Genomic DNA, 15,285 nt, shown 5'->3' with positions numbered 1-15,285 from the left:
GCCCGGGCTCCCACCGGCCGCTTCTCCGGTGGGAGCCCCCACACCCCGGCACCGCTAGGGAACGTGTGCCGGGATCAGGCGACGGCCTCGACGTCGCGCGCATGCATGGCGCGTGGCAGGCGTTCGTCGAGCATGAAAGACGCCGCAGCACCGCGATGCAGGCGGTCAAAAAATGCACCGACACCTGCATTGCCGGTGGCAAAGTCACAACTGATGCGAAGCAGTTCGGCGCCAGGAACGGCCAGACCACCTTCGCGCGGTATCAGGAAGGGACTGATGCCGCCAGCAATGCGGCCCGCCGCCGTCGCATACCGCAGCGCACGCTCCGGAAAGATCTCCGCCAGGTCGAGCAAGGTTTCGCCGATACCCGCCAGGCCATCGAACAGGCCTGGAGCGATGGCATAGCGACGCATGAGGTCCGATTCCGCATCGAACACGATGTCGCGATAACGCGTTTCGCCCGTGGCGGCGAAGAACCGAGCGGTCACCGCGACAACGCCCGCTGTCCCCCGACGCAAGTACGGGAAGCGTGTGGCGCCACCGACCTCGCCAGGCCAGCTTGCCTTGCCGTCTGGATTCAAACCACGCTGTGCGAGGTCGAACGCAAGGCCCGCATCCGCGGCAATACGAAAGCGTTCGTCGCCGGTGGCGAGCCACAGATGAAGCAGGAACAACGCCACACCTGCGGCCCCATGCGCCAACCCGACGGGTTGTGCATCGTCATGCGCCCAACGCAGCGTGCCGTCACTTTCGATGGCCCGCTCGAGTAACAGGTCGCCCGCCTCGCGCGCCGACGCAAGAAACGCCGACGCGCCAGTCTCGTGCCACGCCTTGAGACGAGACAGCCCCCAACCCGCGAGCCCGTCGTACACGCCGGGCCGCACGCGGATTGCGTCATCTGGCGAACCATCGCGCAACAGCGCCAATGCCTGCTCGCCCTCGCCGGCATCGACCAACACCCAGGCCATCCCTGCGTCGCCGTACATCAGGCTCGCACCGCGTGGCTTCGGCGATCGGCTGCCTTCCAGCACATAGGCGACCAGACCCTGCGGCGGCGTGCGCCCTCCGCGCAGATACGCGTGCAGCACACCGGCCGCCCCATGCGCGACGCCCCACGGATGCGTTTCGAAAACCTCCGGTCCAGCGGGTACATAGCGATCTGGCCGGGCTTGCGCCGCGCACGCATCGAGGTAGGCGAACATGGCGTCGGCGTGGTCAGGCGTGGGCTCCTGCGTGACCGATGGGATACCGACGCTCGTAGTGGCAAGCGTTTCGCGCAATGTCGCCATGGCATCTACCGGCGATGGCCGCTGCGCCGCCACGTCATCCAGCAGCGCCGTGATCGTCGCAGCCAGCGCGGGCGGATAACCCATCTCGTCGCCAATGCTTTGGGCAAAGCGGGACGCTGCACCGCGATCGAGCGGCAACATGGCGTTGACGGGAGTGACGGCCGCCAACAGGTTCGCACCGAACGCATAGGCATCCTCGGCACGGGCACTGGCGGGATCGTCGCGCCGCGGCCGCGCTGAGGTGAAGCCAGGCGTGCGCAGATCGACGGGAAGATCCAGGCCATCCTCGATCGCCGTCTCCAGATCGATCAAACGTATCTCGCCGCGTGGGGTGACCATGCAGTTGTGAAACGACAGGTCGCCGAGCGACACGCCCTCCTTGTGCACCTGGGCCAGCACCTCGGCAAAGCGGGTGAAGACCGTGGTCACCTCGTCCAGATAGCGCACGACGTCGTCGCGTGTGGGTCGGATCTTCAGCCATGGATAACGACGCGCCAGCCATCCGCGCAGCGTCTCGCCTTCGATGTATTCCTCGACCAGATAACTGTGTTCCCAGTCCTTGAAGTGCGCGATGGGCGCAGGTGCAACACGCAGGGGAGCAAGCCGCCGCAGGAGCCGGAATTCCTTGCGCAGCGTCGACGCCGCCGAGTCGCCGCCACCGATGAACGGTCGTGCCTCCTTGATGACGACGGGCCGGCCTTCGTCCAGATCCTCTCCGAAGTAGACGCCGCCGGCAGCGGAAAACGACAAAGCGCGCCGGATCCGGTAGCGCCCGCCCCCCAGGGTGGCCGGTGCAAGTTCGGTGGTGTCCTTGGGGAAGGGGTCGCGCAACCAGTCGGGCAGGTGGAAGATCGGACCGCGACGATCCGCTTCCATGTGACCGTCCGGCGCGCGCAGCAGCCACTCGCGCCGCCCGTCGGCGGCCACACGATGCTCCCCTGCGATACCGCCATAGCGATAATGCAGCACGCGCGAATCGCGATACCGGCGGTCGCTCAGCACGTAAGGCCCGGCGTAGCCCGACAAGGCCACGTACAGGTCGTCGATCACGCGTCGAAAGTCATCGATCCCGCGCGGATAGACGGTGATGAACTTGCCCGAACCGCCTCGCGGCCAGCGCTTGCCGTTGAGGCCGTCCAACATGCGTCCGTCGGCGGCAAACTTGAACGCCGTGCCCGAGACGACAAGGGTCGCGGCGGCGATGGACAGGACGATGCGTGCCGTAGACGCCACACTGGACACGTGAATCTTCCAGCCTTGCGACGGCAGGTCAGCGGCCGGAGGCGTGCAGTGCATCCAGATGCCCGCTCGTCGCATCGTCCATTGCTTGGGCAGAATGCGGCGCACGGGTATGACAAAGTCGGCCTCATCGATGGACCGGTGACCATAAGGCTCGAAGAATTCGCGGTCCACCGCGGTGTAATGCAACAGGTCCGTGTGTCGCTTCATCGCGTGTATTCATCCGGCGGCGTGGCATCGACTGGCGAAGATCCAGGTCGGCGCCCCCGTGCCGCCGACCTGTCCGGTGTTCCCTGCCGGCTTCAATCCTCGAACGCATCCGCGTTGGCCATGGAACAGGCGCGATGACTGCAGCTGCTGTAGTTCGTGTTTGTCTCGTCACTCGATTCCGTTTCCGGTTCCAGCAATTGAAGACTCAGGATGCGATCCATGGCGTTTCCTCTTGGGCGTTGTGACGTGATGCGCGCGGTAGGCGCACGATATGCATGTGATGTGAGTGGCGCAACGCCGTGACTGGCCGCTGCTGGGATAAAGCGCCGCGGTGCGCGGATATTTTCGTTCGCACCATCAAAATCGGGCACGCGAACGTCCGATATCGGACAGTGCCGTCCGATATCGGACATGCGTCTATGCTCAAGAAGACAAAGGAAGTCTCACGGTAGCGACAGCGCCATGCCTGTCGGCCCGCGGCGCCAGATCGACGCTGCCTGCATGCGCCTGGACGATCATCCGGGTGAGGCTGAGGCCGATACCCGAGCCCTGCGGCTTGGTGGTGAACAACGGCACGAACAGCGCATCCGGCTCAGGCAGCCCGATGCCTTCGTCCTCGATGAGCACGCAGACGCGGCGCCCATCCCGATACCAGCGAAGGCGCACGCTTCCACCGATGGGGAGCGCCGCTTCCGCCGCGTTGCGAAGCAGGTTGATGAAGGCCTGTGCAAGCTGGTCCTCGTCAGCGTAGATGACCAGCGGTCCACCATCGACGACCTCGACAGGCACGCGGCGCTCCAGCAGAACCAGCTTCACAAGCAGCAGGTCGAGCCGGAAGGGCGCGGGGCGAGGCGGCGGCAGGCGAGCCAACGTTCCATAGCCTGCAATGAACCGGGCAAGGGCGTGAGCACGGCGTTCGATGACGTCGAGACCGATGCGTAACTCGTCGAGCGTGTCCGCGCCATCGCCGTTCAGCACGACCGCAAGGCTGCCGGCCAGCGAGGCGATCGGGGTGAGGGAGTTGTTGAGTTCGTGGCTCAGCACGCGGATCAGCCTCTGCCATGCACGACGCTCCTCGTCACCGAGCATGGCGCTCAGGTCGCGCAGCATGATGAGGCGGTGCTCGCGCCCATTGCTGTGCCACGTCACGTGACGAAGCAGCCAGCGCCCTTCACCACCCGGAAACCGCCCCTGAAAGACCGCATGGTCGGGTGTGGCAAGCACCTCCGTGAGGCCGAGCGATGCGAGGCCCTGACCCAACACCGCCTGTCGCTCGGCGCCGATCAATTGCCGAGCCGCAGGATTGATGAGCGTGAGACGTTCTTCGGTATCGACCACGAATACCGGATCGCTGAGCGCCGTGAGGGTCTTGCCCAGAAAACGCAGAGCTTCCGTACGCTTGCGACGCCCGTCGCGCAGCGTGTCCGAAAGCAGATTCACATCGGCCACCAGCGCCTGGAGCGGACGGTACCCCAGTTCAACGCGACCTCGCATGCCGAAGTCTCCCTCGCGCAACGCACCCAGCAGATCCGACACGGTCGACAACGTATCGAGTACGCGCCGCCCGATCCACCAGGCAACCATCAAGGTGACGATGAGCCCAACCAGAAAGATGCTTAGTCGCGGCAACCAGTGCAACCGGGGGACGGTGATGAGAATGGCACTCGCAAGGAGCGTCGGCAGCAACACGAGCGCGCTCCCGATCACAACCTCCAGCGACAATCCCGTGGAAAATATCGTCTTGGACACACTGGCTACCGATGTCTGTGGCGTCGGCGCCTCAACCGATATGCTCGAAGCCGGCGCGCGCACGGTGTTTCTCCAGGCGCCGGTACAACGCTTGCCTGGAAATGCCGAGCGCATCGGCCGCGCGTTGCAGGTTGTGGTCGTTTCGTTCGAGAGCGTGTCGAATCAACAACTCCTCGGCTTCGGGTAACGTCAGGGAGTCGAGGACCACCGCAAGGTCGGTGCGTCGATGCAGCGAAAGCGACTCGGCGTCGATCTGATCGTGACCCGCGAGCAGGATCGCACGCTCTATCGCGTGCTCCAGTTCGCGTACGTTGCCCGGCCAGTCGTAGCTGCGCAGCGCTCGTTCGGCCGATGGGGCGAGTGTCATGGCACCACGCGCCATTCGCTTGCATTCGCGCAACAAGAAATGCCTCGCCAAGGGCACGATGTCTTCCGGCCGCTCGCGGAGTGGCGGCAAGCGAACCTGCATGGCATTGAGGCGGTAGAGCAGATCGCGACGAAAGCGGTCCGTACGAACGGCCGTATCGAGGTCGATGTTCGTGGTAGAGATCACCCGGACGTCCACGCGACGCGTCCGCATGGTGCCGCCTCGTTCCAGTTCGCCCTCTTCCACCACACGCAGCAGTTTCGCTTGTTGTGCGGGGTGGATGGCTCCGATCTCCTCCATGATCAGGCTGCCACGATGCGCCAGTTCGAACTTCCCCGGATACGGTTGCGGTTTCTCTTCACCGAACATCTCTTCGGCAAAGCGCGAATCGGGAAGCGTGCTCATGTCGACACGGATCACCGGAAAGTCCGTACGCGGTGACAGTAAGTGGATTTCCCGTGCGAAGAGCGACTTCCCGGTGCCGTTCTCGCCGAGGATCAGCACATTGGCATCGCCGCTGGCGATGCGCCGAATCAGATCGACAACATGGCGCATGGCGGAAGATTCACAGACCCGCAGCATATCTCCCGGCTGCCGGGACAGAAGCGCTTCGGCACGGAGACGGCGATTCTCGTCGAACATGCTGCGCAACGCGATCTGGGCACGCACGGTGTGGATCATGTGCGCGTTGTTCCAGGGTTTCTCGATGAAATCGGCCGCGCCGATCCGCATGGCCCGGACCGCGAGGCCGATACTTCCCCACGCCGTCATCGCAATGATCGGCAGATCCGGCGTTTCCATCCGTATCCGCGCTACCAGATCGAGCCCTTCGTTACCCGATGTGGTATCCGCGCCATAGTTGAGGTCGAGTACTGCACAGGAGAAGTCCTGACGCGATACGGCATCGATCGCCGCCTCCGCGGTGCCTACCTCGACGGAGGACAGCCCCTCCGAACGCAGGAGAACGCGCAATGCCAGGCGGACGTCCGGGTGATCGTCGACCACCAGGACCGGCCAGGCATCTTCGTTGTTTCTCAACATAACGCCACCTATTTGATGTCGCAGCAGACGGGTTCAACTGCTACGCAAGACCCACCAGGGCTCCACCGCCGCCGCGCGCCGCGCCGGCACAAGGACTGAGGAAAGCGTGACGGCAAGCATGACGACCACGACCGCCATGATCGCCGCCGGTCCCACCGCATCCGATCCGTGGAACTCTGCGTACCACGACTGCTGAACCACGAGCACGGCGGACAACCCAAGCAGGGTGCCCATAAGCCCGATCCATCCGCCTCGCCGAACGACCTGAAAGAGGAGTTGCCTTGGCGTGGCTCCGAGGGCCCCCTGCAAGGCGATCGCCGAGCGTCCCGTGGCGACTTCCACCGACTGCACCGAATAGTGACCGACCGCCGCGAGGCCGACAGCCAACAAGGACAACGTGGCGAACAGCAAGGCGTCACGCCGGGAGGCGACTGTGGCCTGTCGGGCGGCCCCATCCAGCGAGCGCGCCGGAGCGACGGCAAGCGAAGGTGCGATGACATGCGCCCAACGGGGCAATACGTCGTGGACTGCCGCGCTCGCCTCCGAGCCGCGGACGATCGCGTACAGCGGCGCCAGCGCACGCACGCGCGCAAGCGACGGTGCATCTACCTGGGAAAATGTGAGAAATACTGTCGGCTCTGCGGCGTGCCCGGCTACGGCGTAAGTGTCCTCGACCACACCGACAATTCGCGCCGGTGGTGCCGATGACCCGCCCTGCCGAACCGCGCCGCCGATTCCGACGGCGTCGATCCGATGAAGGTAGGCCTCGTTCACGAGAGCCACGCGCAAGGTATCGGGGCGATCGTCTTCATCGAGCCAGCGCCCTGCAACCTTGTGCATGCCCAACGCCTGCGCCGCACCCGCTGTGAGCAGCACGTAGCGTACGTAGGCGTACTGACCATCCGGTCGCCGGAACGGCATGGCAAGCCCCTGACCCACGGGCAGCTGCGTGGACCAGCCGACGTGGTCGACACCCTGCGATGCCGAGACACTGGCGCGCAGGTCGTACAGCAGATTCACCAGTTCGGTGCGCGCCGGATAATCGGCGACGGGCGGGAGTAGCTCGACGACCATCGCGTTGTCGCTGTCGAAGCCCATCGATGCGTGGGTCAGGCGCCAGGACCGCTCCGTTGCCGCTACGCCCAGCGCCAGCAGACAGGTCGCAAGTGCGACTTGCGTCAAGAGCATCATGGCGCGAATACGCCGCCAGCGTCCCGTGCCTCCGAAGCCAATCATGGCGGTGCGCTCGCGGAGCAGAATCGCCCTGTATACATTCAGTGCGCCCGCGAGATTCGCCACCCATGCCGCCACCAGGGTCACCGCCAAAGTCAGCAACAGCACGCACCAACGCGGACTCAGCGGCAGCGCCGAGTTCAGCCATTCGCTCGGAATGAACGGCCTGTAGAGACCGACCAACGCCATGCCCAGTGGCAAGCCGATCATGCCCGCGACCAGTCCGATGATCGACGCTTCGGCAAGGTTAGTCGACCAACCCTGCCAACGCCCTGCGCCGAACACCATCTTCAATGCAGTCGCGTGCGAACGGTCGAGCGCGCGTGTGAGCATCAACTGCGCGAGGGTCACGGCTGCAACCACCAGAACCAGCAGACCGCAGATCGTGAACGCCCATAGTCGCGTGCGCGCCGCGCGTGCCACGAGATCGTCGATCGCCGTCGCGCCATACCATGGCAAGTCCACGCGCTGCAGCTTGAGGTCGTCCGCAGCGTCTTCCACCGTCCGCGCGACCTGCACGGAAAATGTCTCCGCGTCGTACCCCGGCGCGAGGCGAGCTACAGCTGTCAGGTTTTCATCCGTGTCGGCATTGTTTCCAGATGACAGCGGTAGCAGGAGGTCGACATGGGCAAAGAAACGATAGTCGGCTGGCAGCACGCCGCGAACACGCATCCGTTGGCCATCGACGGTAACGAGACGTCCCACGACGTCCTTTGTGCCGGCCATCCACGCACGCCACAACGCATCGGACACCAGAACGTCACCGTTGCCGATCGAGGCGCTCTGCATGCCTCCCAAAGTTGGTATCACGCCGAGGGTGGGCAGGAAGCCCGGCGTCACGCGCTGCGCGCGCAGAAGTCCCTCGTGGCCCCCCAGACGAACGTTCACGGTCTCCGGCATGTTTGCCATGCCCCGCGACAACACGCCGGGTGGCTGACCTACGGTGCCGTAGAGCTTGGGTGACGCGGCACGCATGGGGTCGCCGCCTGTGCGCCCTCCGTAGATCGCAACGGCCGCATGGTTCGGCCACGGCGGTGCCTGCAGAAGCAGTGCATCAAGCAACGTGAGCGCACCGAGCAACGCGGCCGTGCCGATGGCCAGAGTGCTCGACGCAAGCACGAGGAAACCCGGGTGCCTGAGCAGCTCCCGCAGCGCATGAGCTGCGTCAGCCATCCGGTTCACAGTATCGATTCACTGAAGCGACGTTCGTCCAGACCCGAATCCGCCTCGCTGCGGCGCTGCTGGTAGGTGCTTTCGTCGACGACGCGACCGTCGAGGAGGCGAACCATGCGATCGGCCCTGGCGCTGAAACGGTCCTCGTGGGTGACCATGCAGATGGTGCGCCCCGAAGCGTGCAACTGACTCAGCAGAGCCATGACGATGTCGCCATTCTGCGTGTCCAGATTGCCCGTCGGTTCGTCAGCGAGAATGACCGACGGATCGCCCACGACCGCCCGCGCCACGGCGACGCGTTGTTTCTGCCCTCCCGACAGACCGCTGGGATAGTGCCGCATGCGGTGCGTCATTCCCACGCTCGCCAGTGCCTCCATCACGCGCAGGCGTCGCTCACGCGCCGACATGTCGCGACGAAAGGACAGCGGCAATGCCACGTTGTCCGCCACGTTGAGATCTTCAATTAGGTTGAAACCCTGGAACACGAAGCCGACATAGCGATTGCGCAGCAGCGCACGTTGTGCGCGTCCAAGCATCGCCACCGCTTCGCCAGCGAAGCGAAGTTCGCCATGCGTGGGTACGTCGAGCAATCCCATCAGCGACAGCAAGGTCGTCTTGCCACAGCCGGATGGCCCGGCGATGGTAACGAACTCGCCCTCACGCACGCTCAGATGAACGTCGGTGAGTACCTGACACTCGATCGCCCCCACGGCATACGACTTGCCAACGCCACGCAGCTCAATGAGCACGGGCCTGGTTACTGCCTGCATCGCGCGACTCCACGCGAAAGGATATGGACCGAGCCTAGCGCAGGGGACCGTTCCGTCGGCAGCAGCGAACTCATCCCGATTCGCAAAGCGCCGCAAACTGCCGGAAAGGCATAGCGATATTCCCCGTTGGCCCAGACGAGCGACCCGCTTTCGCGTTCTGGGAACGGCTCGCGACAGAGCCCTACAGGTGACCGTGACCTCGCCAGGCCTGCCCCGGAGCTAAGCATCAAATAAGAAAGGTCTGCGGGATGTGAACCACCAGGTCGAGGCACCGTCCGGCGCGCCAACGCCCTACGCCACGCTGCGCCTGCGACCGATCGTCCCGCCCCGACGCACTGCTTAGCGTAGTGGCCCCTCTAACGGAGCACTACGATGAAGCATCCACCGCATCCACGCGCCTTTTTCGCCCTGGCGCTCATGAGCCTCGCCGGCATACACCCCGGCGCGGCGAAAGCAGCCAATACCGATGCGCCGCCCGGCATCATATGGTCTCCGTGCCCCGCTGGCTTCGTCGCTCCCGGTTGGCAGCCCATATGGGGCGAGCGCATGGAGTGCGGGATCATGGCGGTCCCGCTTGCCTACGACGGCTCCGCGACCGGCCAATTTGCCACGGCACTCATACGCATCAAGGCAGGCATACCGTCGGAACGCCAAGGTGCGCTGTTCTTCAACTTTGGCGGTCCTGGCGCTTCGCCCCTCGACTTTCTCCCCGACGTCGCCTATCTGTGGTCGTCCGCGTCGAAAGACGATCCATTGGATGGTGACAAGCGGCGCCTTGCCGATCACTTCGACCTGATCGGCGTCGTGCCTCGCGGCTTACGTCTCGGTGACCGGTATGATTGCGCGCCCGTATCCGATGTATCCGATACCGCCGCGCGGTCACACGACCCCACCATCAATCCGGACGACGCCATTTGGGAGTGGTTCGTGAGCATAAAGGCAGCCGAGGCCAGGGCATGCCCCAATGAGCTCAAGCCCTACATCGGATCGCTCGATCACGTGCATGACATGGAGCGGGCGCGACTCAGCTTGGGCGAGCCGGTCATGAACTTCTTGGGCATCTCATACGGAACGTGGGTCGGCGCGCTGTATGCGGCGACCTATCCGCAACATGTTGGACGGATCGTTTTGGATTCCTCGATGAATTACGCAGGAACCTTCGAGAACCAGCTCGACGATTCGGCGCGCGAAAGCCAAGACCTGTTCATGCAGCGCGCCGTCCTGCCTGCAGCGGCCGATCCACGCTACGGACTCGGAACCGATTCGCAGGCCATCCTGCAAAAGGTCATGCGTATGCCCCCGCACGTCCTCGAATTGTGGGTTCCGATGCTCAGAACCCCCGCGGATCTGACAGCAGCGCTGATCATGGCCCCATGGTTCTACGCCAACCCCGACGTAACCCCCGAGTACCTGATGTATCGGCTGCAAGGACGCCATTTCAGCGCCGATCCGAGCATCAGCGATGCCATCAGGAATGCTGCGACGCAGCTGGCCCGAACGGCGGCCCATCTGGCGCGTTCCGGCCGGAATCTCCTCAGCCAGTCGACGTACGGTGCCTCTGCCGACGAATTCGCCAACAGCCAGTCGGTGTATTTCGCTACCATCTGCGGCGACACTCCGTGGCGCAAGACGCTGCCGGAGTTTCGCGCCAAGGCCGAGTCCATGCTCAAGGACTATCCTGCCGCGAGCCTGGTCAGCGTAAGGTTCGGCCTCGTATGCCATCACTGGGGGACAGCGCCGCGCTTCCATCCGCCACTGGCTGGACTGGCCGATGCCCCACCCTTCCTGATCGTGAATGCCGAGTTCGATCCGGCGACGCCATTGGCCCTCGCCCGCAGGGCGTTCGCTGCGTCTCCAAGCGCCCATATGGTAATCGCCGATGGCATGGTCGCCCATGGCGTCTTCGGCGCCTCCGCCACGCCGTGCGTCGAGCAATCGGTGGGTCATTTCCTGCTCACGGGTGAGCTGCCTGAGGAACGCGAGACTCACTGTACCTTCGTACCCCGCACGCCCAAGGCACGCAGCGGTCGTACCGACGGACTGGATCCCGAAGAGCGGCGGGAGATCCTCTTCAAGCGTCTTCGGCACAGCTGAGGCACCGGCCCCGGACCTTCGTACGATGTTTCGTCTGGGCCCACGCCACACGTAATCGGCGTGAGCATTCGACCCGCCACGCGAAACGATAGCGAAGCGCGCCTGGAGTAAGGCGTTACTCCAGGCGCACTGCCACCTCATGCGCTTTCCCTACACGATGCGGCACCGGTAGCCGCTCGTGTGGTGCGGACACAGTGCCTAGCGTGGCTGCTCCCAACCACGGAGCACCACGATGAAACGTCATTCGTCCCGCCTGCGCGGATTTCTTCCCATGGCGATCCTGTGCGTTGCCGGCAGCCATGCAGGAGTGGCGACGGCAACCGTAGCCGACACGGTACCCCGCATCGCATGGTCCCCCTGCCCCGCCGGATTCGTCGACCCGGTATGGCAACCCGTGTGGGGCCAACGCTTGGAATGCGGGATCATGACCGCGCCCCTTGCCTACGATGATTCCGCCGAAGGCGACATCGCCGTGGCGTTGATCCGCATCAAGGCTGGCGAACCATCGGAGCGACAGGGCGCGCTGTTCTTCAACTTTGGTGGGCCGGGCGCCTCGCCAGTGAACTTCCTTCCGGACACCGCCTACCTGTGGTCATCCGCATCGAAGGACGATCCGCTGGACGGTGACAAGCGACGCCTCGCCGATCGCTACGATCTGGTCGCGGTGATACCCCGGGGGCTAGCCGGGGGAACCTGGTATGGATGCCAGCCCGTCGCGCCCACAGGGATAGACGGAAACGATCTATCGATCTACCGAAACAACGCCGCCTGGCGGATCTTCGTGGACGATGCCGCGGCCCGTGCGAGCGCTTGCGCGGATCGACTGATGCCTTATCTGGGAACGCTGGACCACGTCCATGACATGGAACGCGCACGCATGGCGCTGGGGGAAACCCGAATGAACTTCTTCGGCGTCTCTTACGGTGCTCGCGTCGGAGCGCTATATGCGGCGGCTTATCCGATGCGTACCGGACGCATGGTCCTGGATTCATCGATGAACTTTACCGCCACGTTCGAAGAGCAGTTCGACGAGACGCCTCGAGAACGCCACGAACAATTCATGCTCAGAGCTCTGATTCCAGCGGTCTCCGACGTGCGCTACGGACTCGGCACAGACCCCGACGCTGTGCTGCGGCATTTCATGCGCATGCCCGGCAAGGCGCGACAAGCCTGGGGTCCTCTGATTTCGAAGCCGGCTACATTGTCCGCCGCGTTGGTCATGGCATCGCGGGCCGTTTCCGACGACGAGGTAACCGTCGACTTCATGAGGCAGCACATCGATAGCCGCCCGTTCAGCATCCACACGGCCGTCAACCGGTATATCCGGACCGCTGCCGTATCGCTGATCGACGCCCTCGAAGCCGACGCACCGGCCGAGATCATCCGTCGACCCGTGTATTACGCCGTGATCTGCGGCGATACGCCATGGCATCGCACGCTCCCTGCGCTTCGCGAGCGCGCCCGTGGCTGGGCTACGTCGTTTCCCACCAGCACCGGGGAGAGCATCGATGCCGGTCTCGTCTGCCATCACTGGGAACCCTCCTCGCGCCGCCAGCCACGGCTGCCAGGCCGGGAAGACGCCCCGTCCTTCCTCATGGTCCACGCCGCATTCGACTCAGCAACACCGTTGGCGCTTGCACGTAAGGCGTTCGTCGCCTCGCCGAGAGCATCCATGGTGGTTGCCGACGGCATGGCCGGTCACGGCATCTTCGGCGCCTCCGCCACGCCATGCGTCGAGCATTCGGTGGGCCATTTCCTGCTCACGGGCGAGTTGCCTGCGGAGCGCGAGACCCACTGCGCCTACGAACCACGCAAGCCACAACAACACAGCGGTCGAGCGGACGAGCCCGACCTCGACGAGAGGCGTAAGGTGCTCCTCCAGCGTCTTCGTCACAGCTGACGGAGCGGCCCCGTACCTTCGTACCATGGCCGACGGCGGCCCACGCCACGCATAATCGGTGTGGGTATCCGACGGACCATCAGCATGAACGACCTCATGGGCAAAGTAGCCCTCGTTACCGGCGCGGCCAGCGGCATCGGCCGCGCCATCGCGGAAGCCTACGCGGCAGCGGGCGCGCGCGTGGTGATCGCCGATATCGCTGCGGATCGCGCGGAGGACGCCGCTGCCGAGATCGGCCAGGGGGCCATCGGCATCGCCATGGACGTTACCGACGAGGCGCAGGTCGAAGCCGCCTTCGCGCGCACGCTTCGTGACCTCGGACCCGTCGACATCCTCGTCAGCAACGCGGGCGTGCAGATCATCTCGCCATTGGTTGACCTGTCGTTCGCCGACTGGAAGCGCATGCTGGCCGTACACATGGACGGCGCCTTTCTCACCAGCCGCGCCGCCATGCGGCAGATGATCGATAGCGGCCGCGGCGGTTCGGTGATCCTGATGGGCTCGGTGCATTCGCATGTCGCCTCGAAGTTCAAGGCACCCTACGTCGCGGCGAAACACGGCCTGCTCGGGCTTGCGCGCGTCATCGCCAAGGAAGGTGCAGCGCACGGCATACGTGCCAACGTGATCTGCCCGGGCTTCGTGCGTACGCCATTGGTGGAGAAACAGATTCCCGAACAGGCGAACGAACTCGGCATCAGCAACGACGAGGTCGTGAAGCAGGTGATGCTGCGCGATACCGTCGATGGTGAGTTCACCACCCTGGAAGACATCGCCAATGCCGCGCTGTTCTTCGCCGGCTTCGGTTCACAGGCGCTGACGGGCCAGTCGCTGCTGGTCAGTCATGGATGGCACATGCAGTGACTCAGAACATGATCTGCGCGCGCATCTCGAAGATATGTGGATCGATGCGCAGGTCACGACGATCGCTGGTCGCGCGCACGTAGTTCGCCTGCAGCTTGAGGAACTTGGTGAGGTACCAGTTCGCGCCCAGCGTCCAGTCGCTCTCGGTGCCGCCATGCGTGGTGCCGTCGTCGAGGTCGAGCGTGCTATAGCGAAGCACGAATTCCAACGCACCCCAGGGGCTCTTGGGCACCACATCGGACACGTTGCCTGCGGAATAGCCACGCGACTCGCCCGTCATGACCCAGCTGCCGTAGGCGTACCAGCCGCGGGCGTCGTACGCCGGCCGCTCGCGGAGTTTGACCTTGGCATCCAGGTACTCGCTCTGCACGGACCAGGGGCCGCCGATCCATAGGGCTTCCAGACCGCGACGATCGACATGCTCGGCGATGCGCAACGCACCGGAATCCACCAGGCGCTGCGTGATCAGGCCGGCTTCGGGCAGCGCGCGCAAGCGTACGCTGGGCGGGTTGTAGTGGCCGCGCCCGTCGGTCGTTCCCTGCGGCGACTCGCGCGACAGGGAGCCGCCAAGATGCAACACGTTGCCCGGTGAATTGAACGGCGTCCAGGCGGCGCGCCCGGCCACCATGCGGCCGTCGAGATCGCCTTGGAGGTTGCCGCCCTTGTAATAGCCGAGTTGGACGAGGTAGTTCTTGCGGGTCAGCGCCCAGTCCATACCGAGGCGGCGGTTCGCATAGATCGCCTGCATCGGCAGCGATGTCTCCATGAACGACGTACTGCCCGTGCTGGTATTGCCCTCGAAACCCACGGGCGTCTTCATGAAACCGACGCGCAGCGCACCGTAGTCAGCGCCAAGCAGCGCCTTGCTCTGCACGCGGAAGAACACGTCGAGCCAGGTCTTGGTCTGGAAGTCGAACACAACGGTACCGTCGTAGACGCCCTTCTTGCGGATGAACATGCCGAATTCTTTGCGGCGGTTCGTCTGCGCGTTCTCGTACACGCCCTGGTCGTCGGAAAAGCGATCCAGGTCGTACTGGTACTTTAACGAGAGGCCGACATCGGTGCCGTCGGCGAAGACGTAGTGCGTTGGCCAGTTGGTGCGCCAGTCGTAATCGTTGCGCGGCGCATCGGCCGCGGTGGCGATAGCCGGCGCCATCAGCGCCAGGGCGCCGAGGATGGTTTTCTTCACGATGCAACCCCTGACTGGCGAGCCTTCGTCGGCACCGCGCTGTGAAACCCGAGAATGTGCGTGCCTGAGAATCCGCTCATGTCACGGTAGTGTCATCGGCAGGTTCTTGCGAGCCTTTAAGTGGCTGTCTTCACATAGATGCCGGCCACTGCGACATGCCAAAAAAAGAC

General features: G+C 64.4%; 10 protein-coding genes. 3 read left to right on the top strand and 7 right to left on the bottom strand.

Annotated features, from left to right (window positions below; genetic code table 11):
* Window positions 1-74: 74 nt before the first annotated feature.
* The 6 genes from lanKC to BT115_RS15275 all read right to left on the bottom strand — a co-directional run bounded on the left by lanKC (window position 75) and on the right by BT115_RS15275 (window position 9,071).
* Complete coding sequence (gene lanKC, locus BT115_RS15295) at window positions 75-2,738, bottom strand: class III lanthionine synthetase LanKC (RefSeq protein WP_072323481.1); 2,664 nt, start codon at window positions 2,736-2,738, stop codon at window positions 75-77.
* Window positions 2,739-2,830: 92 nt separating this feature from the next.
* Window positions 2,831-2,959: a hypothetical protein gene (locus BT115_RS18990; protein WP_255369452.1), complete on the bottom strand. Its 129-nt coding sequence runs from the start codon at window positions 2,957-2,959 to the stop codon at window positions 2,831-2,833.
* A 202-nt stretch (window positions 2,960-3,161) separates the two neighbouring features.
* Entirely contained in the window at window positions 3,162-4,487 is a 1,326-nt protein-coding gene (locus BT115_RS15290; RefSeq protein WP_072323480.1) for a sensor histidine kinase, read from the bottom strand.
* Between the two features lie 31 nt (window positions 4,488-4,518).
* Window positions 4,519-5,895, bottom strand: coding sequence for a sigma-54-dependent transcriptional regulator (locus tag BT115_RS15285; protein ID WP_072323479.1), 1,377 nt, complete (start codon window positions 5,893-5,895; stop codon window positions 4,519-4,521).
* Between the two features lie 33 nt (window positions 5,896-5,928).
* Entirely contained in the window at window positions 5,929-8,301 is a 2,373-nt protein-coding gene (locus BT115_RS15280) for an ABC transporter permease (RefSeq protein ID WP_072323478.1), read from the bottom strand.
* Window positions 8,302-8,306: 5 nt separating this feature from the next.
* Window positions 8,307-9,071, bottom strand: a complete 765-nt coding sequence (locus tag BT115_RS15275; protein ID WP_072323477.1) for an ABC transporter ATP-binding protein — start codon at window positions 9,069-9,071, stop codon at window positions 8,307-8,309.
* A gap of 372 nt (window positions 9,072-9,443) precedes the next feature.
* On the opposite strand from BT115_RS15275, the gene BT115_RS15270 reads away from it, so the two are divergent.
* The 3 genes from BT115_RS15270 (at window position 9,444) to BT115_RS15260 (ending at window position 13,926) form a co-directional block, all read left to right on the top strand.
* Window positions 9,444-11,165, top strand: coding sequence for an alpha/beta fold hydrolase (locus BT115_RS15270; RefSeq protein WP_072323476.1), 1,722 nt, complete (start codon window positions 9,444-9,446; stop codon window positions 11,163-11,165).
* Between the two features lie 424 nt (window positions 11,166-11,589).
* Window positions 11,590-13,065 (top strand): alpha/beta fold hydrolase, encoded by a 1,476-nt coding sequence (locus BT115_RS15265; RefSeq protein WP_072323475.1) that lies wholly within the window; start codon window positions 11,590-11,592, stop codon window positions 13,063-13,065.
* An 84-nt stretch (window positions 13,066-13,149) separates the two neighbouring features.
* Window positions 13,150-13,926, top strand: a complete 777-nt coding sequence (locus BT115_RS15260; protein ID WP_072323474.1) for a 3-hydroxybutyrate dehydrogenase — start codon at window positions 13,150-13,152, stop codon at window positions 13,924-13,926.
* Between the two features lies 1 nt (window position 13,927).
* Here the strand turns inward: BT115_RS15260 and BT115_RS15255 are convergent, their stop codons facing one another.
* Window positions 13,928-15,082, bottom strand: a complete 1,155-nt coding sequence (locus tag BT115_RS15255) for an OprO/OprP family phosphate-selective porin (protein ID WP_083527538.1) — start codon at window positions 15,080-15,082, stop codon at window positions 13,928-13,930.
* Between the last annotated feature and the right edge of the window lie 203 nt (window positions 15,083-15,285).

The sequence above is a fragment of the Luteibacter sp. UNCMF366Tsu5.1 genome, from assembly GCF_900119235.1.
GTDB classification, from domain to species: domain Bacteria; phylum Pseudomonadota; class Gammaproteobacteria; order Xanthomonadales; family Rhodanobacteraceae; genus Luteibacter; species Luteibacter flocculans.
This window is presented reverse-complemented; position numbering and strand designations above follow the sequence as displayed.